Raw genomic sequence first — 25,469 nt, 5'->3', positions numbered from 1 at the left:
CACCGCAGACTCCCCCACCGCACACGGGCACGTCGGCCAGTACTGAGGGCATCCTCGCACCTGACACCGACAACACGCCCGCCGCCCGGGAACAAGTGATCTTGATTGGTCGGCTCTGCCCGCAAAAGTGCCTGACCAGTGCCCGACCGGTGCCCGCTTGAGATCGGTCACGTCCAGGGTTCGGCAACCAACGGTCCGAAGCGAGCGTCTTTCCTTCGAACACGTACGGGACCCGTACGCGGACGCCGCCGCAGGCACCGGAGCGGGCACGGGAAGCACAGCCGGACGACAGCCCGGTCCCGCGCCCCACGGCACTACAGTGGGGCGGAACACCCGAGCACTCCGAGCGACGTGGACGACGGTGGACGGACCAGCCAAGCAAGCAGCAGGGAGCGCATGACGTGCGGCCGGTAGGGAGCAAGTACCTCCTTGAGGAGCCGCTGGGACGCGGCGCCACAGGCACCGTCTGGCGCGCCCGCCAGAGGGAGACCGCGGGCGCCGAGGCGGCCGTCGCCGGGCAGCCCGGCGAGACCGTGGCGATCAAGGTCCTCAAGGAGGAGCTGGCAAGCGACGCGGACGTCGTGATGCGGTTCCTGCGGGAGCGGTCGGTGCTGCTGCGCCTGACCCACCCGAACATCGTCCGGGTCCGCGACCTGGTCGTCGAGGGAGACCTGCTCGCGCTGGTCATGGACCTCGTCGACGGTCCCGACCTGCACCGATACCTCCGCGAGAACGGGCCCTTCTCGCCCGTCGCCGCCGCCCTCCTCACCGCCCAGGTGGCCGACGCGCTCGCCGCCAGCCACGCCGACGGGGTCGTCCACCGCGACCTCAAGCCGGCGAACGTCCTGCTCAAGCAGGACGGCGGCCAGATGCACCCGATGCTGACCGACTTCGGCATCGCCCGGCTCGCCGACTCACCCGGGCTCACCCGCACCCACGAGTTCGTCGGCACACCCGCGTACGTGGCGCCCGAGTCCGCCGAGGGCCGCCCCCAGACGTCCGCCGTCGACATCTACGGCGCCGGCATCCTGCTCTACGAGCTGGTGACCGGGCGTCCGCCGTTCTCCGGAGGGTCGGCCCTGGAGGTGCTCCACCAGCACCTGAGCGCCGAGCCCCGCCGGCCCTCGACCGTGCCGGACCCGCTGTGGACCGTCATCGAGCGGTGCCTGCGCAAGAACCCCGACGAGCGGCCCAGCGCCGAGAACCTCGCCCGCGGGCTGCGCACGGTCGCCCAGGGGGTCGGCGTGCACGCCAGCCCCGCGCAGATCGCCGCCGCGGAGGGGGTCGGCGCGCTCCTCGCGCCCGATCCGGCTCCCGCCCCCGTGCCCGGCACGCCGGGTGCCGCCGACCCGACGCAGGTGCTGCCGCACGGTGCGGGCGCCTACGACCCGAACGGCGCCACCAGCGTCCTGCCGCACACCTCCGGTGCCGCCGATCCGACGTCCGTGCTGCCGCACCGCGGGGCCGCCGATCCGACCGCCGTGCTGCCTCCGGTGCCGCCGAACGGGCCGGGCGGGCAGCAGGGGCAGCCCGGTCAGCCCGAGGACCCGCACCCCTGGCAGAGCCAGCTGCGGGCGGCCCGTGACCGCAACGAGCAGACGCAGGTCCAGTCGTACCTCGACCCCGAGGACGATCCGCTGCGGCGCCGGCCCCAGCGGCAGGTGGCCCGGCCCCAGCAGCGGCCTCAGCAGCAGCAGCGGCCCCAGGGGCAGCAGCCGCCGCCCGGGTACGGGTATCCGCAGCAGCAGCCTCAGCAGTACGCGCCGCAACGGCAGCAGCCGCAGCAGCAACCGCAACGGCAGCAGCCGCAGCGGCAGCAGCCGCAGCAGCAACCGCAACGGCAGCAGCCGCAGCGGTACGCTCCCGCGCCGCAGCAGCCCCAGCAGCCCGCCCCCCGGCAGCCGCGCGAGCCCCGGCAGCGGAGCGCCAACCCGATGAAGATCCCCGGCCTCGGCTGCCTCAAGGGGTGCCTGTTCACCGTCGTCATCCTGTTCGTCGCCGGATGGCTGGTCTGGGAGCTGAGCCCCCTCCAGGAGTGGATCGGCACCACCAAGGGCTACTGGGAGCAGCTGAGCGACTGGTTCAACACCGTGAGTGGGTGGATCGGGGACCTGGGCGCCAAGTCCGGGCAGTGAGGTTGCTCCGGAGCGGTCCGGAGCGGTCATGAGGGGTCATGAGGGGTTGCCCGAGGTGGTCATGACAGGTCGCTTTGGGGTGGCTTCGGCTCTTCGGGGGTGCCGACTCTGGGGATTTGTCGACACCTGAGGGGTGATTTCCGTCTCCGCGGTGAAGGTTGGCTGTTCCGGCGCGTAGTTTTGACGACAACACGCGTCTGTAGGAGCAGTCTTGGCACGGAAGATCGGCAGCCGGTACACCGCCAACCAGATCCTGGGGCGGGGCAGCGCCGGCACGGTGTGGCTGGGCGAGGGGCCGGAGGGCCCCGTCGCCATCAAGCTGCTGCGCGAGGACCTCGCGTCCGACCAGGAGCTCGTGGGGCGCTTCGTCCAGGAGCGCACGGCGCTTCTGGGGCTCGACCACCCCCACGTGGTCGCGGTGCGCGACCTCGTCGTGGACGGCAACGACCTCGCGCTCGTCATGGACCTCGTCCGCGGCACCGATCTGCGGACCCGGCTCGACCGGGAGCGGCGGCTGGCCCCCGAGGCCGCGGTCGCGATCGTCGCCGACGTCGCGGACGGGCTCGCCGCGGCGCACGCCGCCGGGGTCGTCCACCGGGACGTGAAGCCCGAGAACGTCCTCCTGGACATGCAGGGCCCCCTCGGGCCGGGCGGCTCGCATCCCGCGCTGCTGACGGACTTCGGCGTGGCCAAGCTCATCGACTCGCCCCGGCGGACCCGGGCGACGAAGATCATCGGCACGCCGGACTATCTCGCCCCCGAGATCATCGAGGGGCTGCCGCCGCGGGCCGCCGTCGACATCTACGCGCTTGCGACGGTGCTGTACGAGCTGCTGGCCGGGTTCACCCCCTTCGGGGGCGGGCACCCCGGGGCGGTGCTGCGGCGGCACGTCACCGAGCGTGTGGTGCCGCTGCCCGGTATCCCCGACGAGCTGTGGCAGCTGATCGTGCAGTGCCTCGCCAAGGCGCCGGCGTCCCGGTTGCGGGCGTCCGAGCTGGGGGCGCGGCTGCGGGAGCAGCTGCCGCTGCTGGCCGGGATGCCGCCGCTGGACGTGGACGAGCCGGACGCGGAGCCGGAGGAGGGCGAGGGCGCGTACGAGGAGGCGGCCGAGGCCGTTCCGGTGCGTGAGGGGGAGCGGGCGGAGCGGGGGCGGGTTCGGCGGGGGGCGGTGCCGTTGGTGCCGGGGGCTGCGCCCGACTCGAACCGGGACACGCATACGTCGATGCGGGTGCCGGGGCCGGACGAGCTGGCCGGGGGTGCGCGGGGGACGGCTCGGGCGCCGCGCGCTGCGGGGGCGCCGCGGCCTGGGTCGGCCCGGCATCGGGCGTCCGCCCGGCGGCGGAGGATCACGCTGGGGGCGGCGGCGGTGGCGTTGGTCGCGGCGGTGGGCGTGGGGACGTGGGTGGCCACGTCGGGGGACGACGCGGGGGCCACACCCCGGGACGACAAGGAGACGTCGGCGCCTGCGGTGCCTTGATGGACGTCGGTGTGGTGGGCGTCGGGGCGCTGTCGGTCCGGTGGGTGGGTCGGGTCCGTGCCGGTACATCCGGCCGTCGGTAGTTGTTGTGGGCGTCCGTCACCAGCGTTCCTCGGTCGGGTACGTCCCCGTCTCGACGGCCATTTGATGTACCGGCACGGCCCCTTCGGTCGCATGGCGGCTTGCGGTTCGTAGGGGCTGAGCTGCGGGGGCGCGGGCTCGGTGGCCCTGGTGCGGGCCGGTGGGCGACGCCCACCCCGGCCGGGGGCGGCTGTCCACCCGCATGAGCTGCGGGCATGCGTGCGGCTCGGGCCGTCCGTCCGCTCCCGCTGCGGGCATGCGTGCCGCTTGGGGCGATGGGGGTCCCCCCGCTCGAGCGGAGCCGAGAGTGGGGGAGGGTGGGCGCAGGCGGCACCCCCGCCGGCGCCGGGCTCGCCGACCTACCTCGGCCTCAGCCGCAGCGCCGGGCGCTTGGATACGTGGGGGAGTGGGGCCGCCCGGGCGGCGCCCTGGAGGCGTCGGGGGTGTTGTCCCGCCTCGGGCTGAGCCGGGGCGCGGGGCGCTGGGAGTGGGCGGCGGTGGGCGGAGGCGGTGGGGGTGGTTGTCGTAGCCGTTACGCTGGAGGCGTGGCAGTCGTCGATGTATCCGAAGAGCTCAAGTCCCTCTCCTCGACCATGGAGTCGATCGAGGCCGTCCTGGACCTCGACAAGATGAGGGCAGATGTCGCCGTGCTCGAGGAGCAGGCGGCCGCGCCGTCCCTGTGGGACGACCCGGACGCGGCGCAGAAGATCACCAGCAAGCTGAGCCACCTCCAGGCCGAGGTCCGCAAGGCGGAGGCCCTGCGCAGCAGGATCGACGACCTGAGCATCCTCTTCCAGATGGCCGAGGAGGAGGACGACTCGGACACCCGCGCCGAGGCGGAGACCGAGCTCACCGCGGTCAAGAAGGCGCTGGACGAGATGGAGGTCCGTACGCTGCTCTCGGGCGAGTACGACTCCCGTGAGGCCGTCGTCACCATCCGCGCCGAGGCCGGCGGCGTCGACGCCTCCGACTTCACCGAGAAGCTCCAGCGCATGTACCTGCGCTGGGCGGAGCGGCACGGCTACAAGACGGAGCTCTACGAGACCTCGTACGCGGAAGAGGCCGGCATCAAGTCGACCACCTTCGCCGTCCACGTCCCGTACGCCTACGGCACGCTGTCCGTCGAGCAGGGCACGCACCGCCTGGTGCGCATCTCGCCCTTCGACAACCAGGGACGCCGGCAGACGTCGTTCGCCGGTGTCGAGATCCTGCCGGTGGTCGAGCAGACCGACCACATCGAGATCGACGAGTCCGAGCTGCGCGTCGACGTGTACCGCTCGTCCGGTCCGGGCGGCCAGGGCGTCAACACGACCGACTCCGCGGTCCGCCTGACCCACCTCCCCACCGGGATCGTGGTCTCCTGCCAGAACGAGCGCTCGCAGATCCAGAACAAGGCGTCCGCGATGAACGTCCTGCAGGCCAAGCTCCTGGAGCGGCGCCGCCAGGAGGAGCAGGCCAAGATGGACGCCCTCAAGGGCGACGGCGGCAACTCCTGGGGCAACCAGATGCGTTCGTACGTCCTGCACCCGTACCAGATGGTCAAGGACCTGCGCACCGAGTTCGAAGTCGGCAACCCCGAGGCCGTGTTCAACGGTGAGATCGACGGCTTCCTGGAGGCCGGAATTCGCTGGCGCAAGCAGCAGGAGAAGTAACCGGGTCCCATTCCCGCCGCTTTGTCGACAAGGCAACTGCCGTTCTCCGGACGGCAGTTGCCTTTCGTGTGTGGGTTGTCTGGGTTTTACATCACAGTCACATGTCCTCACGGCAGGCAAATGGCACCCATCAGGACATCGCGTGCGCAACGACCTTGACGTTGCTTTGAAAAGTGGGAAGGGTGACGCGTGGCATGCGTATCTCTGGGGCGCATGTGAACCGGGGGGCTTCGCAACGCCGCCTGTGACGCCGTGGCCCCGGGCGCTGCTCCACTGACGATGAGCTACTGGGGGTAGCAGGCAGATGACCAAGAAGACGCGGATCCGCGCGGCGCGCATAGCCGCCGGCGCGGTGATCGCAGCCGGTGCGTCCCTGACCGCCGCGGGTGCCGCTTCGGCGCTGGACGTCGGCGTGAACGTGGGCGGCCTGAGCGTCGGCGCCAGTGCCGACGAGGACGGTATCGGCGTGAAGGTCGCCGGTCCCGACGACCCGTCGACGCCGCCGGCGCCGACCCCGTCCAACACGGGCCTTCCGACCGACCCGGACCCGACCCCGTCGGCCACTCCTCCGTCGGAGGACCCGCCGGAGCCGTCCGCCGAGCCCTCCGAGCCGGGTGACCCGACCGAGCCGGGCAACGGCAACGGCGGCGGGAACGGCAACGGCGGTGGCAACGGCAACGGCGGCGGTAACGGCAACGGCGGCGGCGACGGCTCCGGCGGCAACGACACCGACCCGGACGGCGGCTCCCAGCCCGTCGAGCAGGGCGAGGGCTCCTCGGCTCTGACCGACACCGGCGCGGACACCGGCTCCGACACCACGGCCCAGGGCGACAACGACGGCGAGCTGGCCGAGACGGGTGCCGGCCAGACCGCGTTCCTGCTGGTCGGCGCGGCCACCATGATCGCCGGCGGTATCGGCTTCCGCCTGCTGCCCCGCCTCGCGGGCGGCCGCGGCGGCGCCGCCGCCTGACGCACGGCCGTGTGACACACCACACGCGAGAAAGGGCCCGGAGCGAGACGCTCCGGGCCCTTTCCCCGTGTCGGACGAGGACTGCCCCGCGGGTCGCGGGGCGGCGGAAAAGGTGGATGAGGCCCTAGCGGGCCAGCAGGGCCACCGCGGCGATCAGCACGGCGAGCAGTGCGATCAGCGCCATCGGGTTCAGTCCGGCGAAGGGGCTCTCCTGCTGGAGGCGCTCCCTGTTCGCGCGGCAGACGTGGCAGCGGCCCTCGCTCACGGGCGAAGCGCAGTTCGCGCACACCAATCGGTCGTACGTCATGCGCCGGCCCTCCTTGCGCTGTCTCTCCGCGTGTATAACGCCGCGGGGAACGAGACCGTTCCCCCTCCACTGTGCCAGGTTCCGCGGATTTCGGCGCGGCTCGCCCCATCCTGCCCGGTCCTGGCGGGAACGAGGCCCGTTCCCGGCCGGAAGACGTCTCTCCCACCCCTCAGATGCGGGACAAAACGCGCAAGCCTCGCGCAACCCCGTACGCCGACTGCGCTCCCGCACCCGGTTCGCGTATGGTCACGCACACCTACCCCCGGCGACCCGTGGTGCATCCGTGATCCGATTCGACAACGTCTCCAAGGTCTACCCCAAGCAGACCCGCCCCGCTCTCAGGGATGTCTCCCTGGAGGTCGAGCGCGGTGAGTTCGTGTTCCTCGTGGGGTCCTCCGGCTCCGGAAAGTCCACCTTCCTCAGGCTGGTCCTCCGTGAGGAACGGGCCAGCCACGGTCAGGTGCACGTCCTGGGCAAGGACCTCGCGCGCCTCTCCAACTGGAAGGTGCCGCAGATGCGCCGCCAGCTGGGGACCGTGTTCCAGGACTTCCGTCTCCTGCCGAACAAGACGGTCGCCGAGAACGTCGCCTTCGCGCAGGAGGTCATCGGCAAGTCGCGCGGCGAGATCCGCAAGTCCGTGCCCCAGGTGCTCGACCTCGTCGGGCTGGGCGGCAAGGAGGACCGGATGCCCGGCGAGCTCTCCGGCGGTGAACAGCAGCGCGTCGCCATCGCGCGCGCCTTCGTCAACCGGCCGAAGCTCCTCATCGCCGACGAGCCGACCGGAAACCTCGACCCGCAGACCTCCGTCGGCATCATGAAGCTGCTCGACCGCATCAACCGCACGGGCACGACCGTGGTGATGGCGACCCACGACCAGAACATCGTGGACCAGATGCGCAAGCGCGTCATCGAGCTGGAGCAGGGCCGTCTCGTCCGCGACCAGGCGCGCGGCGTCTACGGCTACCAGCACTGACGATCCACGGAAAGGCTTAAGCGAACGCCATGCGCGCCCAGTTCGTTCTGTCGGAGATCGGTGTCGGTCTCCGTCGCAATCTCACGATGACCTTCGCCGTCATCGTCTCGGTCGCCCTCTCGCTCGCCCTGTTCGGCGGTTCGCTCCTGATGAGCGACCAGGTGAACACGATGAAGGGCTACTGGTACGACAAGGTCAACGTCTCGATCTTCCTCTGCAACAAGAGCGACGCGGAGTCCGACCCCAACTGCGCCAAGGGGGCGGTCACCACTGAGCAGAAGGCCCAGATCAAGAGCGACCTGAGCAAGATGCCGGCCGTCGAGAAGGTCGAGTACGAGTCGGCGGACCAGGCGTACAAGCACTACAAGGAGCAGTTCGGCGACTCCCCGCTGGCCAGCTCCCTGACCCCGGACCAGATGCAGGAGTCGTACCGGATCAAGCTGGACGACCCGGAGAAGTACCAGGTCATCGCCACCGCCTTCGACGGCCGGGCCGGCGTGCAGTCCGTGCAGGACCAGAAGGGCATCCTGGACAACCTCTTCGGGCTGCTCAACGGCATGAACTGGGCCGCGCGCGCGGTGATGGCGATGATGCTGGTCGTCGCCCTGATGCTGATCGTCAACACGGTGCGCGTCTCCGCGTTCAGCCGCCGCCGCGAGACCGGCATCATGCGGCTGGTGGGCGCCTCCGGGTTCTACATCCAGGCGCCGTTCATCGCGGAGGCCGCGGTCGCCGGACTCATCGGCGGCGGTGTCGCGTGCGGCTTCCTCGTGGTCGCCCGGTACTTCATCATCGACCACGGCCTGGCCCTGTCGGAGAAGCTGAACCTGATCAACTTCATCGGCTGGGACGCCGTGTTGACCAAGCTGCCGCTCATCCTCGCGACGAGTCTGCTGATGCCGGCGCTGGCCGCGTTCTTCGCGTTGCGCAAGTACCTGAAGGTGTGACGCATGCCAAGAGGGCCGTACCGCCAACAGGCGGTGCGGCCCTCCCGCGTTGTCCTAGACTCACCGGCATGTCAGGCCGTGACCTGTTCTGTCAGCCCCGCCGCATCGGCCGCGGGGCCGCCCTGACATTGGTTTTCGCCGGTGTGCTCGCCGCCGGGGCCGCCACCGGTTCCCTTCCCGAGCACGGCCGGAATTCCCCGTCCGGCGCCCAGCGTCCGGTCCCGGCGAGCCACCGCGAGGACGTCACCCGCGCCGCCGCCGAGGCCATGGCCGACGGCAAGTCCCCCATGGAGGCCGCCGAACGGGCCGTCAGCCGCAGCGGAGACCGCTGGAGCGCCGTCTACTCCCAGGGCGAGTACGAGGAGTTCGAGGAGGCGCTCGACGGCGAGTACACCGGCGTCGGGCTGTGGGCCCGGCGCGAGCGGGACGGCCGTATCGAGGTGTCCCGCGTGCAGAGCGGCTCGCCCGCCGCGACCGCCGGGATCCGCAAGGGGGACCGGCTGCGCAGTGTGGACGGCCGGACGGTCGCCGGGCGGCCGGTGACGGAGGTCGTCTCGCTGCTGCGCGGCGACGCCGAGGACGCGTCCGCGGGCACGCGGGTCTCCGTCGGCCTGGAGCGCGGCACGCGCGCGTGGAGCGAGACGCTGCGCCGGGCCCGCCTGTCCACGGACCCCGTGACCGTGCACCGGCTCGCCGGCGGCGTCACCGTGATCAAGGTCGCCGCCTTCACCAAGGGTTCCGGCGAACGGGTGCGCTCCGCCGTCGCCGACGCGCCCCGGCGGGCCGGCGTCGTCCTGGACCTGCGCGGCAACTCCGGCGGGCTGGTCACCGAGGCCGTCACCGCAGCCTCCGCCTTCCTGGACGGCGGCCTGGTCGCCACCTACGACGTGCGCGGCGCCCAGCGCGCCCTGCACGCCGACCCCGGCGGCGACACGGACAGGGCCCTGGTGACCCTCGTCGACGGCGGCACGATGAGCGCCGCCGAACTCCTCACGGGTGCCCTCCAGGACCGCGGCCGGGCGGTCGTCGTCGGTTCCAGGACCTTCGGCAAGGGCTCGGTGCAGATGCCGAGCAGGCTCCCCGACGGCTCCGTCGCCGAGCTCACGGTCGGGCACTACCGGACCCCCGCGGGACGCACCGTCGACGGCCGGGGCATCACCCCCGACCTGGAGGCGGACGAGGAGGCCGTCCGCCGGGCGGTGACGGTACTGAGCGGTCTCGGCAACCCTGCGTAGCGTCCGGGGGCCGGTGCGGAAATCGGGTTCCCCCTCGACCCCCCTGTAGTGCGAAAATGGCCAGCACTATGGCCAAGGGAATGTACGTACCGAAAGAGTCCCAGCAGAAGCAGGGCAGCCAGGCCGCGTCCGGCAGGACCAAGGACGGCAAGAAGAAGATCGTCGCCCAGAACAAGAAGGCGCGGCACGACTACGCGATCATCGACACCTACGAGGCCGGGCTCGTGCTGACCGGCACCGAGGTGAAGTCGCTGCGCCAGGGCCGGGCCTCGCTCACCGACGGCTTCGTCCAGATCGACGGGAACGAGGCGTGGCTGCACAACGCCCACATCCCGGAGTACAGCCAGGGCACCTGGACGAACCACACGGTGCGCCGCAAGCGCAAGCTGCTTCTGCACCGCGAGGAGATCGACAAGCTGGAGGCGAAGTCCCAGGAGACGGGTCACACGATCGTGCCCCTCGCCCTGTACTTCAAGGACGGGCGCGCGAAGGCCGAGATCGCGCTGGCCCGCGGAAAGAAGGAGTACGACAAGCGTCAGACGCTGCGCGAGAAGCAGGACCGGCGCGAGTCGGACCGGGCGATCGCGGCCGTCAAGCGCAGGGAGCGGGCCCAGTAGCCCCGCCGTGCCGCCCCGTGGCGGGCGGGCCGCGGGGAATACGCTGGCATCGCGGCGCGTTGGTCACGTACGATGGCACTGCACCTCACAGCGGGTGCGTGGACCGCGAGGTCCGGCTTTGAAAAATCAACATGGGGATGATCGGTTTCGACAGCGGCTGTCGAAGCAGGGGAAGCGAGCCGAGGAAGCGGCAATGATCTCGTAAACCATATGTCGCAAAAAATAATCGCCAATACCAAGCGCGATTCCCAGTCCTTCGCCCTCGCTGCCTAATAAGCAGTGACTGAAGGACCCTAAATGGGTGTCAGCCCGGGAGTGTTCCCGACCCGGATCCTGGCATAATCTAGGGAACTAAACCATCGGGCCCGGTCACGGGGTCCGATGGGAAATCAAACAGTGACTGAGCCCGTCGGAGACTTGTTCGCGTGATCTCCGGGGCTGAGAAAATCGCAGCGAACTGCGCTCGGAGAAGCCCTGATTCTGCACCGTTGGACGCGGGTTCGATTCCCGCCATCTCCACTCATCCCATGTTTGTGATTCATAGTGACGAAGGCCCCGCAGCTCCGGCTGCGGGGCCTTCGTCCTGTGCGTGCGCGTTCGGGACGGACGCGTACGGCCCCGGTGCGGGTGCTGCCCGGCACCGGCGTACACGGCCCGCCGCGGGCACTCTTGCCGAGTTGGTCTGGACCTGACACGCTCGGCGCGCCGCCCCCCGTGTCCCGCAGGCCGCCCCCTCTCCGGAGGTCCGTATGCGCCACAGACCGTCCCGACCCTCCCTCCGCACGACCGGCGGCCGCCGGTCGTGCGGCATCGGCGGGCTGCGCACCAGCGTGCTCGCCGTCCTCGGGCTGCTCCTCGCCCTGCTGGTCCCGCAGGCCCCCGTGGCCTCGGCCGCCACCGTCACCCCGCCGCAGATCTACGGCGCCTGGCACTGCGGCGACGACGCCTGCACCTGGGGCACCGTGCGCGGCGTCAGCGCCTTCGACTCCATGAACCACTGGCTCGTCGACCGGGGCGACGGGCGCCCCTCCGTCAACCTCGTGGTGCTGAGCTTCGTGGAGCCGCAGCGGCTGCTGCACCGCGCGAACGACGCCACGACCGTCGACGGCGTGCCCCGGGGCATGACCCGGGACATCGTGCAGTACTTCACCTCCCGCGGAATCCGCGTGATGCTCTCCATCGGCGGGATCACCTACACCGACGAGTGGGACGCCGCCCTCGCCGAGGACGCGGCGCGGCTGGGACGGAACGCGGCGGCGGTCGCGAGCGACCTCGGCGTCGGCATCGAGATCGACTACGAGCAGAACACCGCCCCCGACCTCGCCGGACTGCAGTCCTTCATCGACGCCTACCGCGCGGTGCATCCCTACGACGCCTCGGGCGCCGATCCGGCCGCCCGGCTCACCATCGACACCGCGGCCGGCGACCGCTGGCTGATCGGCATCAACCGCAAGGCGACCGCCGACTGGCTGCGTACGGACCGGCCCGTGCTCGACTACGCGAACGCCATGGTGCCCGCGCGCCAGCCCTCCACGAGTTCCGCGATCGCCAACTGGCAGGAGCACGTGGACGGAAAGCCCACCTATTCACCGCCGGTGCCACCGCTCGCCCCCGCCAAGTTCACCGGCGCCGTCTACATCAGCGACCAGACGAAATCCCTGCCCGAATGCGTCGACTTCGCCAACTCGCTTCAGAAATCGACGGGTTCCTACGTGCAGAGCGTCGCCCCGAACGGGGCCGGGGTCAGCTCCGGCATGCTCGGCCACATGTTCTGGGCCGCCGAGCGTCCCTCCACGCGGGGCACGGGCACCCAGCCGCCGGGCACCTGCGAGGGCGGGGTCGGCGCGGGCGCCACCGCCTACGGCATCCCGCTGCCGATGCCCCCGCTGCGGCAGGGCTGAGGCCCCTCACCACCAAGTCACCGGTCCCCGTACGGGGGTTCGCTCCCGTACGGGGACCGGCCGGGCGCCGTCGGCCGCCGGGTACGGGTCGGCACACCAGAGCGGGGCGCGCCGTTGTGGTGTCCCCGGCCATATCGGGGAGTTGTTCAGCCTTCTACGGTCCCTCCCCATGACACCGACCAGAGCCGCGTCACGCCCCGTCGTCCTGGTGGCCCTGCTGGCCGCCCTCCTCTCCGTCCTGCTGGCCCCGGGACGGGCCTCGGCCGCCTCCCCGCAGGAGGTGACCGGATTCGGCACCAACCCCGGAGCGCTGAAGATGTACCGGTACGTGCCCGACGGGCTGCCCGCCGGGCGGCCCGTCGTCGTCGCGATGCACGGGTGCACGCAGAACGCCGCCGGGTACGGCACCGGCAGCGGCTGGCTCCAACTGGCCGACCGCTGGGGCTTCTCCGTCGTCCTGCCGCAGCAGCAGTCCGCCAACAACCTCAACTCCTGCTTCGACTGGTTCCAGAGCGGTGACATCGCGCGCGGCCAGGGCGAGGCCGCGTCCATCGCGCAGATGGTCGACCGGCAGCTCGCCGACGTCTCCGGCGACGCCTCGCGCGTGTACGTCACCGGACTGTCCGCGGGCGGCGGGATGACCACCGTGATGATGGCCGCGTACCCCGAGAAGTTCGCCGCGGGCGGGGTCGTCGCGGGACTGCCGTACGGGTGCGCGCAGGCCGCCGGGTCGCCGTACGTGTGCATGTACGTGGGGGCCACCCAGACCGCGAAGCAGTGGGGCGACCGGGTGCGGGCCGCGAACCCCGGACACACCGGGCCCTGGCCGACGCTGACCGTGTTCCAGGGGACGGCCGACTACACCGTCAAGCCCGTCAACATGACCGACCTGATGAAGCAGTGGACCGACGTGCACGGCGCCGACCAGACGGCGGACGCCGCCGACACCGTGGCCGGATACCCGCACCAGGTCTTCCGCGACGGCACCGGCCGCACGGTCATGGAGACGTACGGCATCACCGGCATGGGACACGGACAGCCCGTCGACCCGGGGACCGGGGCCACGCAGTGCGGGACGGCGGGGGCGTACGTCCTCGACGTGAACCTGTGCGCCGCCCACACGCTCGCTCACGCCTGGGGACTCGGCTGAGCCGGTACCGGTCCACCGCGCGGTCCCGTCCCGCGTCCGGTCGCCGGCCCCGTCCGCCGCGCGCCCGGGCCGGACCGTGAGGGACCCGGCCCGCGGGCTCAGCGTGCGGGCCCGGGAGCCGTGCTGGAACGTTCCGTCAGCCGGGGTTCCAGCACGGTCGCCTCCGGTACGGGCGTGCCGCGCAGCTTCCTCATCACCAGGTCCACGGCGCCCGCGCCCACCTCGGCCGAGGGCAGGGACACGGCGGTGACCGGCACCCGGGCCCGCTCCGCCGACTCGTCCGGGCAGATCGCGGTCACCGAGAGATCGCCGGGCACCCGCACCCCGAGCGCCTCGAAGGCGTCCACGAGGGGCGCCAGCACCGCCTCGTTGTGCACCACGACCCCGGTGAGGGCGGGCCGCTCCCGCAGCAGCCGTTCCGCGAGCGCACGCGCCGCGGCGGGCGTGGCCTCGCACGGGTGCACCGAGGAGGACATCCCGTGCCGGTCGGCCGCGGCGGTGAAGCCCCGCACGACGTGCTGGGCGAACGCCGTCCCGCGCACGTACACCTCGGGCGGCGACCCGACGAGCGCGACGACCCGGTGCCCGAGCCCCGCCAGGTGCCCGACGCACAGGTCCGCGGCCGCCCGGAAGTCCAGATCGACGCAGGTGAGCCCGCCGGGCGCGGCCGGGAACCCGATGAGCACCGAGGGCCGGTCCAGCGCCCGCAGCAGCGGCAGCCGCGGATCGCGGAGCTGGACGTCCATCACGATCAGCGCGTCCGCCAGGGCGGTGTCCGCGACCCGCCGCAGCCCCTCGTGGCCCTCCTCCTGCGTGAGGAGCAGGACGTCGTGGTCGTACCGGCGCGCGGCGGTCACCACCGACACCGCGAACCGCGTCACGACCGGCACGTCTACCCCCGTGCGCAGCGGCACCACGAGGGCCAGCACCTTGGACCTGCTGCCGGCGAGCGCCCGGGCACCGGCGTGCGGGCGGTAGCCGAGCAGGCGGATGGACGCCTCGATGCGCTGCCGGGTCTCCGCGGAGATGGGGCGCTTGCCGCTCAGGGCGTACGAGACGGTGCTCGCGGACACCCCCGCGTGCCGGGCCACATCGGTGATCCTGACCATCGGTCCGCCTCCCCGCTCCCGCTTCGGCTCCGGGACGGGAGGCCGGCCCGGCCCACGCCCGCGTCCACGCCCCGCACGATCGCGTCGAAGCGCTTCGACGGGCGAAGGTATGTGGGGTGCGTGGGCACGTCAATGGGGTGCGCGTGAATCAAGCCGCTCGTCCCAAGGGCCGGACGGCGCGGGGGAGTTCACTTCCCCCGGCCGCGTCGGGCCCGTACCGCTCCCGTCGCCGAGACCGCCAGCGCGAGCGCTCCCGCCGCCACCGGCACCGCGAAACCGGCCGCGGCCGACGCCCGTTCCACCATCCAGCCGCCCGCCGCCGAACCGCAGGCGATACCTCCGAGGAGCCCCGTCACGGCGAGCGTCATGCCTTCGTTCAGCCTCCCCTCGGGGGTGCGTTCCTGGACGACGGTCATGCCGGTGATCATCGTCGGCGCGGTCGCCATCCCGGCCACGAGCAGAGCGCCGGCGAGAACGGCGAGGGACCCGGTCAGGGACGCCGCGAGCAGCGGCAGCGTCATCAGCGCGGTCATGGCGGCCACGCACCAGGGGAACCGGCGCGCGGCCGGCCCGCCCGGCCGGAGCGCCCCGTACAGCAGGCCCGCCGCACAGGACCCGGCCGCCTGGAGGGCGAGGATCGCCCCGGCGGCAGGGCGGTGGCCGCGCGCGTCCGCGAACGCGATGGTGACGATCTCCATCGCCCCGAAGACGGCGCCGACCGCGAGGAAGGCGAGGAGCAGCGGGGCCATGCCCGGCGCGCGGAGCGGCGAGCCGCCGGCCGGCCCCCGGCCGCGCCGCACCGGCGGTTCCGTGGCGCGCTGGGCGGCGAAGACCAGCACCCCGGTGACCAGCAGGACGGCGCCGGTCAGTGTGCCGGCCTCCGGGAAGAGCGCCCCGCACAGGAAGGCGGCGAGCACCGGGCCGAGCATGAAGCACAGCTCGTCCACGGCCTGTTCGAAGGAGTTCGCGGTGTGCAGCGCCTCGGCGTCGCCGGCGAGGAGGTGGGCCCAGCGGGCGCGTGACAGGCCGCCGGTGTTGGGCGTCGTGGCCGTGGCGGCGTACGCGGCGAAGAGCGTCCAGGCCGGGGCGTCGTAGTGGACGCAGAGCAGCAGCGCGAGCGAGCCGAGCGCGGCGGTCACCGTCGCGGGCACGGCGACCCGGGCCTGCCCGTGGCGGTCGACGAGCCGGGCCGTCCACGGCGCGACGACGGCGGTCGCGGCCAGTCCGGTGGCGGTGACGGCACCGGCGAGCGCGTACGAGCCGCGCGACCCGGCGATCATGATGACCGCGCTGACGCTGAACATGCCCATGGGCAGGCGGGCCAGCAGGTTCCCCAGGGTGAAGGCGCGGGCGCCCGGCACGGCGAACAGACGGCGGTAGGGGGCGCGGACGGAGGGTCCGCGGCCGGCGCCGCGGGAGGTTCCGCGCCCGGGGCCGTCCTCGCGCGGCGGCCCGGCGGGGCGCCTGCGGCGGGGGCTGAGATCGGCGACGACCAGGGTGTCCCCGGTGACGGTGGCGAAGGTCGAGGGCGGTTCCCCGGACGGCTGCTGCGGCATGGCTCCACCGTCGCCCGCCCGGCCGCCGACGGTCCAACACCGAACTCGATGGCGATTGACGCACCTCGGTTGTAAGTTCGCCGGATGTCCGCCGACCCGCGCCTGCTGCGCGCCTTCCTCGCCGTCGCCGAGGAACTGCACTTCACCCGTGCCGCCGCCCGTCTCTACGTCGCCCAGCAGGCGCTCAGCCGCGACATCCGCCGCCTGGAGCGCGAGTTGGGGGCCGAGCTGTTCACGCGGACCACCCGGCAGGTGGCGCTGACCTCCGACGGCGTCCGGCTGCTCCCGTACGCGCGCCGGGTGACCGAGGCGCAGGACGCGCTGCTGGCCGCCTTCGGCCGGGCGGGCTCGGGAAGGCGGCACCCGTCCGCGGAGACGCCCCTGCTCGTCGACGTCAACTCCCCGGGGCTGATCTCCGGCCGGGTCCTGGACCGGGCACGCGAACTCGCCCCGGACAGTGAGCTGATGGCCCGTTTCGAGAGCGGACTGACCGGCGCCGCCCAGGCGATGCTCGCCGGCCGCCTGGACGCGTCCTTCGGCAGGTTCGGCGGCCTCGATCCCGCGGTCCGGTCCCGCCTGGAGCACCAGCCCGTGCGGTACGAGCCGATGGCCGTCCTCCTGCCCGAGGACCACCGGCTCGCCGCCCTGGACGCGGTGCCGCTGGACGCGCTCGCCGGGGAGACCGTCTACGCGGGGGCCGGGAACCCCGGCACGCTGGAGTGGACCGACCTCGCCCTGCGGCTCTTCGAGGGGCGCGGGATCGAACTGGCGTCGCCCGCACCCGTGGCCGTCGGGGCCGAGGAGTTCCGGCGCGTCATGGCGAAGACCCGGACCCCGGTCCTCGCCGTGGTGGATTTTCCGGCCATGCCGGAGACGGTGCTGCGTCCGCTCGTCGACCCGGTCCCGCTGTCGCCCGTGTCGCTCGTGTGGCGAAAGGGCCTGGTGCACTCGGGGCTCGACGCGCTGCGCCGGGCGGCCCTCGAACTGGCTGGCGAGAAACAGTGGTTGGAGCGCCCGGCCGACGGATGGATTCCGGCCACCGATGCACTCGTCATGATGAGTCTCTGATGACTTAGCGCAACGGGTGTCACCCGTGTGCGCTACATTCGTGGCCCGGGCGCAGTGTGACAAAAGGGGGCGCTCGGACCGGGTGGGGGCCTGGTCCGGCCGACAAGTACCGACAAAGTGCGTAGTGCCCGGGGTCGTCGCGTGCGCCTCGAACCTGTCCCTGGGGGATGTACGTGCGCGTAAAGAACTGGCGAAAAGACGCCCAACCCGATCAGCAAATTGCAGACTCGGACGGTGTCGGTCAAGCCACTCCTTCGACCCGAAGCCACACCCGGTCCCCGGCACCCGTGCCGGCGCCGGTGTCCATCCCCGAGCAGGTGACCTGGCCGGAAGCCGCCAAGACCTCCTCGTGGCCGACCACCGAGCGGGCGGCCGTCCCGACGGCCCTCCCGCCGAGCGACCTCTTCGCCGAGCCGACGGCCGAACCGGAGCCCGGCGGGCGCGGGTCCGCCGCGACGGCCGACGACCCGGCCCCGGCCGCTCCGTCCGCGGCCGACACGACCGCCGGACCCGCCGGCGAAACGGGCGATCCGGCCGCCGGGCAGGCGGACGACCCGGCCGCACCGCCCCCCTGGGAGCGGACCGGCGAGCCGACCCACACCCACGACCCGCACGAGGTGACGGTCCAACTCGACGGCGCCGGACGGGAGGTGGGCGCCTGGCCGGGCCGGCGCGCCCGGACCGCCCCGGGCGGTGCGGAGGGCTCGGACGGCCCGGTCTTCGTCGACGAGTCGGGCCGCCGCGGCCGCACCTTCCGCCGTCTCGGCGTCCTCGTCGGCCTGGCCTGCGCGGTGTACGCCGTCGTCATCGGCGTCACCCTCCTGTCGGGCAACTCCAACGCGCCCTGGCTGCCGGTGCCCGCACGGCAGGACGACCCTCCGGCCGGCCGGGTCGACACCCCGCCGCGGCCCATCGACGACGCGGACCCGCCGGGCGCGGGCAGCACCGCCCCGGACGCCGGTCCCTCGGCCGGTGGCACCGCGTCGGCGTCCCCCGGCGGCGGTCCGGCGGCCCGTCCCTCGGGCAGCGCCACCGCCCCCGGCGCGACCGCGAACCCGCGGCCCACGGCCGGCACCGCCCGCCCGAAGCCGAGCTCCACCAGCAAGGACCCCGGCCCCGAACCGTCGGCGACCGTGTCCGGCCCGCCGGCCCCGAGCACCTCGGTCGGCGGCCCGCCCAGCGGCTCGTCCTCGCAGCCCCCGGCCGACGAGGGACCCGGCACCACCACCGTGTCCGACACCACCGGGAGCAGGCACTCCGGCACCACCACCGTGGCCGCCGCCGGCACCCCGCGCGGGGAGAACGTCCTCTGATGGCACCCCGCACCCAGCGCGGCGGCCGGGCACCGCGTACCGGCCGCCGCGTCCCCACCCCGCGCACCCCGCGCACCGGGCGGGCCGCCCGGCGGGCGCCCGCGGCACGCGCCCGCCGCCGCCTGCCCATGCGCTACCTGCTGCCCTCGCTCCTGCTCGTCGCCCTGATGGCGATGCTGATGCTGCGCGGCTTCGTGCACAGCGAGATCCTCGCCGACCACCGCGTCCGGTCCGCCGCGCCCAGCGACAGCGTCCCCGAGAAGATCCTCGCGGGCGGCCCGGTCATCGACACCCGCGGCGGCCGCACCGCCACCCTGGACGTCCCGGACCACCGCCTCGTCCTCACCTTCGACGACGGACCGGACCCCACGTGGACGCCAAAGGTCCTCGACGTCCTCGCCAAGCACCGCGCGCACGCCGTCTTCTTCGTCACCGGCACCATGGCCTCGCGCCACCCCGAACTCGTCCGCCGGATGGTGCGGGAAGGCCACGAGATCGGCCTGCACACCTTCAACCACCCCGATCTCTCCTACCAGTCGAAGAAGCGCATCGACTGGGAGCTGTCCCAGAACCAGCTCGCGCTCGCCGGCGCCGCGGGCATCCGCACCTCCCTGTTCCGGCCCCCGTACTCCTCCGCCGCCGACGCGATGGACAACCGCTCCTGGCCGGTCACGCGTTACATCGGCACCCGCGGCTACATCACGGTCGTCAACGACCGCGACAGCGAGGACTGGCGCAAGCCCGGCGCCGCCGAGATCGTCCGCCGCTCCACCCCGCGGGACGGCGAGGGCGCCATCGTGCTGATGCACGACTCGGGCGGGGACCGCCACCAGACCGTCCAGGCGCTCGGCACCCTGCTGCCCGAACTCCGGGAGCGGGGCTACCGGTTCACGAACCTCACCGAGGCCCTCGCCGCGCCCAGCGCGCACACCCGCGTGAGCGGCCCCGACCGGTGGAAGGGCGAGGCCTGGGTCCTCGCGGTCCAGGCGTCCGAGCGGACCACCGGCGTGCTGGTCGCGGGCCTCGCCGTGATCGGTGTCCTCGTCTTCGCCCGCTTCGGCCTGATGCTGCTGCTGTCCGGCCTGCACACCCGCCGGGTCCGCCGCCGCGACTTCCGCTGGGGCCCGGCCCCGGTCACCGAACCGGTGTCGGTGCTGGTCCCCGCGTACAACGAGGCCAAGTGCATCGAGAGCACCGTCCGTTCCCTGATGGCGAGCGAGCACCCCATCGAGGTGGTCGTCGTCGACGACGGCTCCAGCGACGGCACCGCCCGGATCGTCGAGGGACTGCGGCTGCCCGACGTCCGCGTCGTGCGCCAGCTGAACGCGGGCAAGCCCGCCGCCCTCAACCGCGGCCTGGCCAACGCCCGTCACGACCTCGTCGTGATGATGGACGGCGACACGGTCTTCGAACCGGCCACCGTCCGCGAGCTGGTGCAGCCCTTCGCGGACCCGAGGGTCGGCGCCGTCGCGGGCAACGCCAAGGTCGGCAACCGCGATTCGCTGATCGGCGCGTGGCAGCACATCGAGTACGTGATGGGCTTCAACCTCGACCGCCGCATGTACGACATCCTGCGCTGCATGCCGACCATCCCGGGCGCGGTCGGCGCGTTCCGCCGCTCCGCCCTGGAGCGCGTCGGCGGCATGAGCGACGACACGCTCGCCGAGGACACCGACATCACGATGGCCCTGCACCGGGACGGCTGGCGGGTGGTGTACGCGGAGAACGCGCGCGCCTGGACCGAGGCCCCGGCCTCCGTGCAGCAGCTGTGGTCCCAGCGCTACCGCTGGTCCTACGGCACCATGCAGGCGATCTGGAAGCACCGCCGGGCGATCGTCGAGCGGGGCCCCTCGGGCCGGTTCGGACGCGTCGGCCTGCCGCTGGTGTCGCTGTTCATGGTCGTCGCCCCCCTCCTGGCCCCCCTGATCGACGTCTTCCTCCTGTACGGAGTGGTGTTCGGGCCGACCGAGAAGACCGTCCTCGCCTGGCTGGCCGTGGCGGCCGTGCAGGGCGTCTGCGCCGCCTACGCCTTCGCACTCGACCGGGAGAACATGAGCCCCCTCGTCTCACTGCCCCTCCAGCAGATCCTCTACCGCCAGCTCATGTACGTGGTGCTGCTGCAGTCCTGGATCACCGCCCTCACCGGCGGCCGGCTGCGCTGGCAGAAACTCCGGCGCACCGGAGACGTACGCCTGCCCGACGCGCTGCCCGAGGAACGGCAGCCCGCGATGGACGGGGGGCCGGTCGCATGAGCACCTCGTCACAGGGCGCCGCCCGGCCGGACGCGGACGCGGACACCGGCCCCGGCCGGGCGGCGGCACCGGAGGCGCCGTACCCGACGGCCACCGTCCCGCGGCAGGCCACCGGCCCGGAAACGGCCGCACCTCCCGGCGGCGCGTCCGCGGCGGCTCCGAGCTCCGGCAGGGACCGCTACTTCGACCTGCTGCGCGCCGTCGCGCTGTTCCGGGTCGTCTTCTACCACCTCATGGGGTGGGCCTGGCTCCCGCTGGTGTTCCCCTCCATGGGCGTGATGTTCGCCCTCGCCGGCAGCCTCATGGCCCGCTCGCTCAAACGCCCGGCACTCCAGGTCGTCAAGGGTCGGCTGCGCAGGCTGCTGCCCCCGATGTGGCTGCTCGGCGTCGTCGGCGTCTCCGGCATGGTCCTCCAGGGGTGGGGCCCGGACGCCGAGGGCCACCCCGGCTGGTGGTGGCTCCACCTGGGCTTCTGGATCCTCCCGCTGAGCGACCCGCCCTACGCCGAGGGCCTCCCCGGCTGGCACGGCTTCGTCGGCGAGGACTGGGCCACGGAGTTCGCCGGACCCCTGTGGTACCTGCGGGCGTACATCTGGTTCGTGCTGCTGTCGCCCTTCCTGCTGAAGGCGCTGCGCGCGCTCCCGTGGGCGACGATCCTGTCGCCGATCGCCCTGGCCCTGGCGCTCGACCTGGGCTGGATCACCCTCCCAGGCGAGCGCGTCCCCTCGACGCTCACGGACTTCAGCACCTTCGGCGCCTGCTGGATCCTCGGCATGGCCCACCAGGAGGGGATCCTCGCGCGCATCCCGCGCTACGTGGTCCCGTCCGTGGCGCCCGCGGTCGCCTGCCTCGGCCTCTGGTACGCGATGAGACACAACCTCACCGAGGGGCACGACCTCGACGACATCCCGGTCGGCCAGGCCCTCTGGTCGTTCGCGACGGTGCTGCTGCTCCTGCACTTCAGCCCCTCGTGGTCCGAGTGGCCCCGGCTGCTGCGCCGCTGGGACCGGCTGATCACGCTCTTCAACTCCCGCGCGGTGACGATCTACCTCTGGCACAACGTGTGCATCCTGGTCGCAGCCACGCTCTGGGACCGGCTGTGGGGCATCGACGTGATGTGGCGCCACTACGCCTGGCTGCTGGAGAGCCCCTGGCCGGTGCTGGCCGCCACCTGGCTGCTCGTCGGCGGCTGCGTCGTCTGCTTCGGATGGATGGAGGACCTCGCGGCCAAGCGCTCGCCCCGGCTGTGGCCGGACGGTTCCCGGCCGAAGCGGGCGGGCACCCACCGGGGCTGAACCACCGGAGACCCGCACACCGGCAGGCCCGGGCACACCGTACGCGGCGGGCCCGGGCCGTGTCGTACGCCCGCCGCCGACGATGACGGGCCGCCGTCCGGAGCCTCACCGCCGCCCCCGGCCGCACGTGAGAGCAACGTTCCCTTCCGGTCACCCACAGCCACAGGGCGGAAACGCGCTCTCCCTACCTTCAGGAGTCGTCACCCGTACGACACCTGAGCACCGGAGAACCGTGGAGGCGTCATGACAGCCCCGAACACAGCCCCCGCACAGAGCAGGGGAGGCCGCTGGATCGACGAGTGGGACCCCGAGGACGAGACCTTCTGGAAAGAGACGGGTGAGAAGGTCGCCCGGCGGAACCTGTTCTTCTCCGTGCTGTCCGAGCACATCGGGTTCTCGATCTGGACCCTGTGGTCCGTGCTCGTGCTGTTCATGGGACCGGAGTACGGCCTGACCCCGGCCGACAAGTTCATGCTCACCTCGATGGTGACGCTGGTCGGCGCCGTCGTGCGCGTGCCGTACACCTTCGCGGTGGCCGTCTTCGGCGGGCGGAACTGGACGATCGTCTCGGCGAGCCTGCTGCTCATCCCCTCGGTGGCCGCGTTCACCGTGATGGAGCCGGGGACCTCCTTCTCCACCTTCCTGCTGGTCGGCCTGCTCGCCGGCATCGGCGGCGGCAACTTCGCCTCCAGCATGACCAACATCAACGCGTTCTTCCCGCTGCGCAAGAAGGGCTGGGCGCTCGGACTCAACGCGGGCGGCGGCAACATCGGCGTGCCGGTGATCCAGCTCGTCGCCCTCGCGATCATCGGCGCGAGCGGCGGACCGCGGGTGCTGCTCGGCATCTACATCCCGCTCATCGTCGTCGCCGCCGTGCTCGCCGCCGTCTACATGGACAACATCTCGTCCGTGAAGAACGACACCGGCGCCGCCAAGGACGCCGCGCGGGACGGACACACCTGGATCATGGCGTTCCTCTACATCGGGACGTTCGGGTCGTTCATCGGATACAGCTTCGCCTTCGGCCAGGTGCTGCAGAACCAGTTCGGGCGCACCCCGCTGGAGGCCGCCTACGTCACCTTCATCGGACCGCTGCTCGGCTCGCTGATCCGGCCCGTCGGCGGCTGGCTCGCCGACCGGTACGGCGGCTCCAGGATCACCCTGTGGAACTTCGTCGCCATGGCCGCGGCCACCTCGGTGATCATCGCGGCCTCGATGCGGAAGTCGCTGCCGCTGTTCACCGTCGCCTTCATCGCGCTGTTCGTGCTCAGCGGCCTCGGCAACGGGTCGACCTACAAGATGATCCCCGGCATCTTCCAGAACAAGGCCCTCGCCAAGGGGCTGACCGGAGAGGCGGCCGCCGTGTACGGGCGCCGGCTGTCCGGGGCCTCCATGGGGCTCATCGGCGCGGTGGGCGCGCTCGGCGGCGTCGCCATCAACCTCGCCTTCCGGCAGTCGTTCCTCTCCTACGGCTCCGGCACCGGAGCCTTCGTCTCCTTCCTGGCCTTCTACGGGGTGTGCTTCGCGGTCACCTGGGCCGTATACCTTCGTCGTCCGGCGGCCTCCGCGAGCTCCACGACGGCGGCCTCGGAGACGAACCCGCAGCTCAGCTACGCCGAAGTGTGACGTTACACGCGCGACACGCGGCTGAACCGAGCCTGTCACGGGGCGTTGACAGGCTCGGGCCAGCCGCGACCGCACGACGACTCGAGCGCACGACGAGAGCCGGGACGAAAGCCATGTACGACGAACAGCAGCGACCAGACCACGGCCCCCTCGCGGGGTTCACCGTGGGCGTGACGGCCGCGCGTCGGGCCGACGAACTCGGAGCCCTGCTCCAGCGGCGCGGCGCCCTCGTGGTGCACGCCCCCGCCCTGCGCATCGTGCCGCTCGCCGACGACAGCGAACTGCTCGCCGCCACCAAGGAACTGATCGACCAGGCCCCGGACGTCGTCATCGCCACCACCGCCATCGGCTTCCGGGGCTGGGTCGAGGCCGCCGACGGCTGGGGCCTCGGCGAGGACCTGCTGGCACGGCTGCGCGGGGTCGAACTGCTCGCCCGCGGCCCCAAGGTCAAGGGCGCGATCCGGGCCCAGGGCCTGACCGAGGCGTGGTCGCCGTCCTCCGAGTCCATGGCGGAGGTGCTGGACCGGCTGCTGGACGAGGGGGTCGAGGGCCGCCGCGTCGCCATCCAGCTGCACGGCGAACCGCTGCCCGGATTCGTCGAGTCGCTGCGGGAGGCGGGCGCCGAGGTCGTGGGCGTACCGGTCTACCGGTGGATGCCGCCGGAGGACATCGGCCCCGTCGACCGGCTGCTCGACGCGGCCGTCACCCGCGGTGTGGACGCGCTCACCTTCACCAGCGCCCCCGCCGCGGCCTCCCTGCTCTCCCGCGCCGAGGACCGGGGCCTGCTGCCCGAACTGCTCGCCGCGCTCCACCACGACGTGCTGCCCGCCTGCGTGGGCCCCGTCACCGCGCTGCCCTTGCAGGCCCACGGCATCGACACCGTCCAGCCCGAGCGCTTCCGGCTCGGCCCCCTCGTCCAGCTGCTGTGCCAGGAACTGCCCGGCCGCGCCCGGACGCTGCCGATCGCGGGCCACCGGGTGGAGATCCGCGGGCACGCGGTGCTGGTCGACGAGCGGCTGCGGCCGGTGCCGCCCGCCGGGATGTCGCTGCTGCGGGCCCTGGCCAGGCGGCCGGGCTGGGTGGTCTCCCGGTCCGACCTGCTGCGGGCGCTGCCCGGGGCGGGCCGCGACGAGCACGCCGTGGAGACGGCGATGGCGCGGCTGCGGACCGCCCTCGGCGCGCCCAAGCTGATCCAGACCGTGGTCAAGCGCGGCTACCGGCTGGCGCTCGACCCGGCCGCCGACGCCAAGTACGCCGATTCCTGAGCCCGGTTGATCCTCCCGTACCCGACGAGGGCCCGGGCGAGGCAGCCCAGCGCGACGGTGGACAGCAGGGCCCGTACGACGTTCCACGCCACCCACGGGTCCTCGAACTCCTCGCGCACGGCGGCCGGATCGGCGATCTTCGCCGGGTCTCCGGCGTCCGCGAGGGCGTCGTTGAGCGGGATGTTCACGGCGACGGTGACGAGGAAGGCGAGCGCGTAGGCGAGCAGCGCCGCCCCCACCCAGCCCCGGAGCCCCGGCTCGCCGCGCGACTGCCAGGCGGAGACCGCCGTGAGCAGCAGCGCCCCCAGGAAGCTCAGGAGGAACACCGGGTTCTGGATCACCTCGTTGACGTTCTGCACGACCTCGACGTACACGCGGTCCTCGCTACGGGCCAGCGCCGGCATCACGGCGCACGCGAACACGTAGAAGACCCCGGCGACCAGGCCCGTCGCGACCGCGGCCGCGCCCAGCACACCTCCGGCGGCCGTACGCCGCCCCCTGCTGTTCTGTGTCATGCCGTCCAGTCAACCGGCGTGATCG

Annotated in this window: 20 protein-coding genes and 1 other RNA gene; 17 read left to right on the top strand and 4 right to left on the bottom strand. The window is 72.6% G+C overall.

Annotated features, from left to right (window positions below; all coding sequences use genetic code 11):
* The first annotated feature begins 401 nt into the window (after positions 1-401).
* The 4 genes from ACFYQQ_RS08515 to ACFYQQ_RS08500 all read left to right on the top strand — a co-directional run bounded on the left by ACFYQQ_RS08515 (position 402) and on the right by ACFYQQ_RS08500 (position 6,315).
* On the top strand, positions 402-2,135 hold the full coding sequence (locus tag ACFYQQ_RS08515; protein ID WP_388903944.1) for a serine/threonine-protein kinase: 1,734 nt from the start codon (positions 402-404) through the stop codon (positions 2,133-2,135).
* Positions 2,136-2,346: 211 nt separating this feature from the next.
* Positions 2,347-3,612: a serine/threonine-protein kinase gene (locus ACFYQQ_RS08510; RefSeq protein ID WP_356174249.1), complete on the top strand. Its 1,266-nt coding sequence runs from the start codon at positions 2,347-2,349 to the stop codon at positions 3,610-3,612.
* 626 nt (positions 3,613-4,238) lie between these two features.
* Complete coding sequence (gene prfB / locus ACFYQQ_RS08505; protein ID WP_355784351.1) at positions 4,239-5,345, top strand: peptide chain release factor 2; 1,107 nt, start codon at positions 4,239-4,241, stop codon at positions 5,343-5,345.
* Positions 5,346-5,649: 304 nt separating this feature from the next.
* Positions 5,650-6,315, top strand: a complete 666-nt coding sequence (locus ACFYQQ_RS08500; protein WP_355784354.1) for a hypothetical protein — start codon at positions 5,650-5,652, stop codon at positions 6,313-6,315.
* Positions 6,316-6,439: 124 nt separating this feature from the next.
* Here ACFYQQ_RS08500 and ACFYQQ_RS08495 read toward each other — a convergent pair whose 3' ends face one another.
* Positions 6,440-6,622 (bottom strand): hypothetical protein, encoded by a 183-nt coding sequence (locus ACFYQQ_RS08495; RefSeq protein ID WP_121402609.1) that lies wholly within the window; start codon positions 6,620-6,622, stop codon positions 6,440-6,442.
* A gap of 283 nt (positions 6,623-6,905) precedes the next feature.
* On the opposite strand from ACFYQQ_RS08495, the gene ftsE reads away from it, so the two are divergent.
* From ftsE to ACFYQQ_RS08460, 7 genes are all read left to right on the top strand, one after another.
* Positions 6,906-7,595: a cell division ATP-binding protein FtsE gene (gene ftsE, locus ACFYQQ_RS08490; protein WP_355784357.1), complete on the top strand. Its 690-nt coding sequence runs from the start codon at positions 6,906-6,908 to the stop codon at positions 7,593-7,595.
* A 29-nt stretch (positions 7,596-7,624) separates the two neighbouring features.
* A complete protein-coding gene (ftsX, locus tag ACFYQQ_RS08485; RefSeq protein WP_355784359.1) occupies positions 7,625-8,542 on the top strand; it encodes a permease-like cell division protein FtsX in 918 nt (305 codons plus the stop codon).
* 68 nt (positions 8,543-8,610) lie between these two features.
* On the top strand, positions 8,611-9,777 hold the full coding sequence (locus ACFYQQ_RS08480) for a S41 family peptidase (protein WP_355784362.1): 1,167 nt from the start codon (positions 8,611-8,613) through the stop codon (positions 9,775-9,777).
* 80 nt (positions 9,778-9,857) lie between these two features.
* Entirely contained in the window at positions 9,858-10,394 is a 537-nt protein-coding gene (gene smpB, locus ACFYQQ_RS08475; RefSeq protein ID WP_355784365.1) for an SsrA-binding protein SmpB, read from the top strand.
* Between the two features lie 133 nt (positions 10,395-10,527).
* Positions 10,528-10,916, top strand: a transfer-messenger RNA (tmRNA) gene (gene ssrA, locus ACFYQQ_RS08470).
* 227 nt (positions 10,917-11,143) lie between these two features.
* Entirely contained in the window at positions 11,144-12,295 is a 1,152-nt protein-coding gene (locus ACFYQQ_RS08465) for a hypothetical protein (protein WP_356172878.1), read from the top strand.
* Positions 12,296-12,464: 169 nt separating this feature from the next.
* A complete protein-coding gene (locus ACFYQQ_RS08460; protein ID WP_388903939.1) occupies positions 12,465-13,445 on the top strand; it encodes a PHB depolymerase family esterase in 981 nt (326 codons plus the stop codon).
* A gap of 98 nt (positions 13,446-13,543) precedes the next feature.
* Here the strand turns inward: ACFYQQ_RS08460 and ACFYQQ_RS08455 are convergent, their stop codons facing one another.
* Together ACFYQQ_RS08455 and ACFYQQ_RS08450 are read right to left on the bottom strand one after the other, a co-directional pair.
* Entirely contained in the window at positions 13,544-14,554 is a 1,011-nt protein-coding gene (locus tag ACFYQQ_RS08455) for a LacI family DNA-binding transcriptional regulator (RefSeq protein ID WP_355793879.1), read from the bottom strand.
* Between the two features lie 188 nt (positions 14,555-14,742).
* Positions 14,743-16,110: an MFS transporter gene (locus ACFYQQ_RS08450; RefSeq protein WP_356172870.1), complete on the bottom strand. Its 1,368-nt coding sequence runs from the start codon at positions 16,108-16,110 to the stop codon at positions 14,743-14,745.
* A gap of 84 nt (positions 16,111-16,194) precedes the next feature.
* Between ACFYQQ_RS08450 and ACFYQQ_RS08445 the strand changes: the two genes are divergently transcribed.
* From ACFYQQ_RS08445 to ACFYQQ_RS08420, 6 genes are all read left to right on the top strand, one after another.
* The gene (locus tag ACFYQQ_RS08445) at positions 16,195-17,178 is read left to right on the top strand and encodes a LysR family transcriptional regulator (protein WP_355795715.1); all 984 of its coding nucleotides are present in this window, start codon (positions 16,195-16,197) and stop codon (positions 17,176-17,178) included.
* A 317-nt stretch (positions 17,179-17,495) separates the two neighbouring features.
* Positions 17,496-18,491, top strand: a complete 996-nt coding sequence (locus ACFYQQ_RS08440) for a hypothetical protein (protein ID WP_356172864.1) — start codon at positions 17,496-17,498, stop codon at positions 18,489-18,491.
* Complete coding sequence (locus ACFYQQ_RS08435) at positions 18,491-20,743, top strand: glycosyltransferase (protein ID WP_356172862.1); 2,253 nt, start codon at positions 18,491-18,493, stop codon at positions 20,741-20,743. Before ACFYQQ_RS08440 ends, ACFYQQ_RS08435 begins: the two co-directional genes overlap by 1 nt.
* Positions 20,740-22,038, top strand: a complete 1,299-nt coding sequence (locus ACFYQQ_RS08430) for an acyltransferase (protein ID WP_355782137.1) — start codon at positions 20,740-20,742, stop codon at positions 22,036-22,038. Before ACFYQQ_RS08435 ends, ACFYQQ_RS08430 begins: the two co-directional genes overlap by 4 nt.
* A 243-nt stretch (positions 22,039-22,281) precedes the next feature.
* Entirely contained in the window at positions 22,282-23,664 is a 1,383-nt protein-coding gene (locus ACFYQQ_RS08425) for a nitrate/nitrite transporter (protein WP_355782140.1), read from the top strand.
* Between the two features lie 113 nt (positions 23,665-23,777).
* Positions 23,778-24,929 (top strand): uroporphyrinogen-III synthase, encoded by a 1,152-nt coding sequence (locus tag ACFYQQ_RS08420; RefSeq protein ID WP_355782143.1) that lies wholly within the window; start codon positions 23,778-23,780, stop codon positions 24,927-24,929.
* Here ACFYQQ_RS08420 and ACFYQQ_RS08415 read toward each other — a convergent pair.
* The gene (locus ACFYQQ_RS08415; protein WP_355782146.1) at positions 24,878-25,444 is read right to left on the bottom strand and encodes an anthrone oxygenase family protein; all 567 of its coding nucleotides are present in this window, start codon (positions 25,442-25,444) and stop codon (positions 24,878-24,880) included. The genes ACFYQQ_RS08420 and ACFYQQ_RS08415 overlap by 52 nt on opposite strands.
* Positions 25,445-25,469 lie beyond the last annotated feature (25 nt).

This window comes from Streptomyces sp. NPDC005496, assembly GCF_042872045.1.
Classification (GTDB): domain Bacteria; phylum Actinomycetota; class Actinomycetes; order Streptomycetales; family Streptomycetaceae; genus Streptomyces.
The sequence above is the reverse complement of the archived record's forward strand: the minus strand, read 5'-3'. Positions and strand labels throughout refer to the sequence as shown.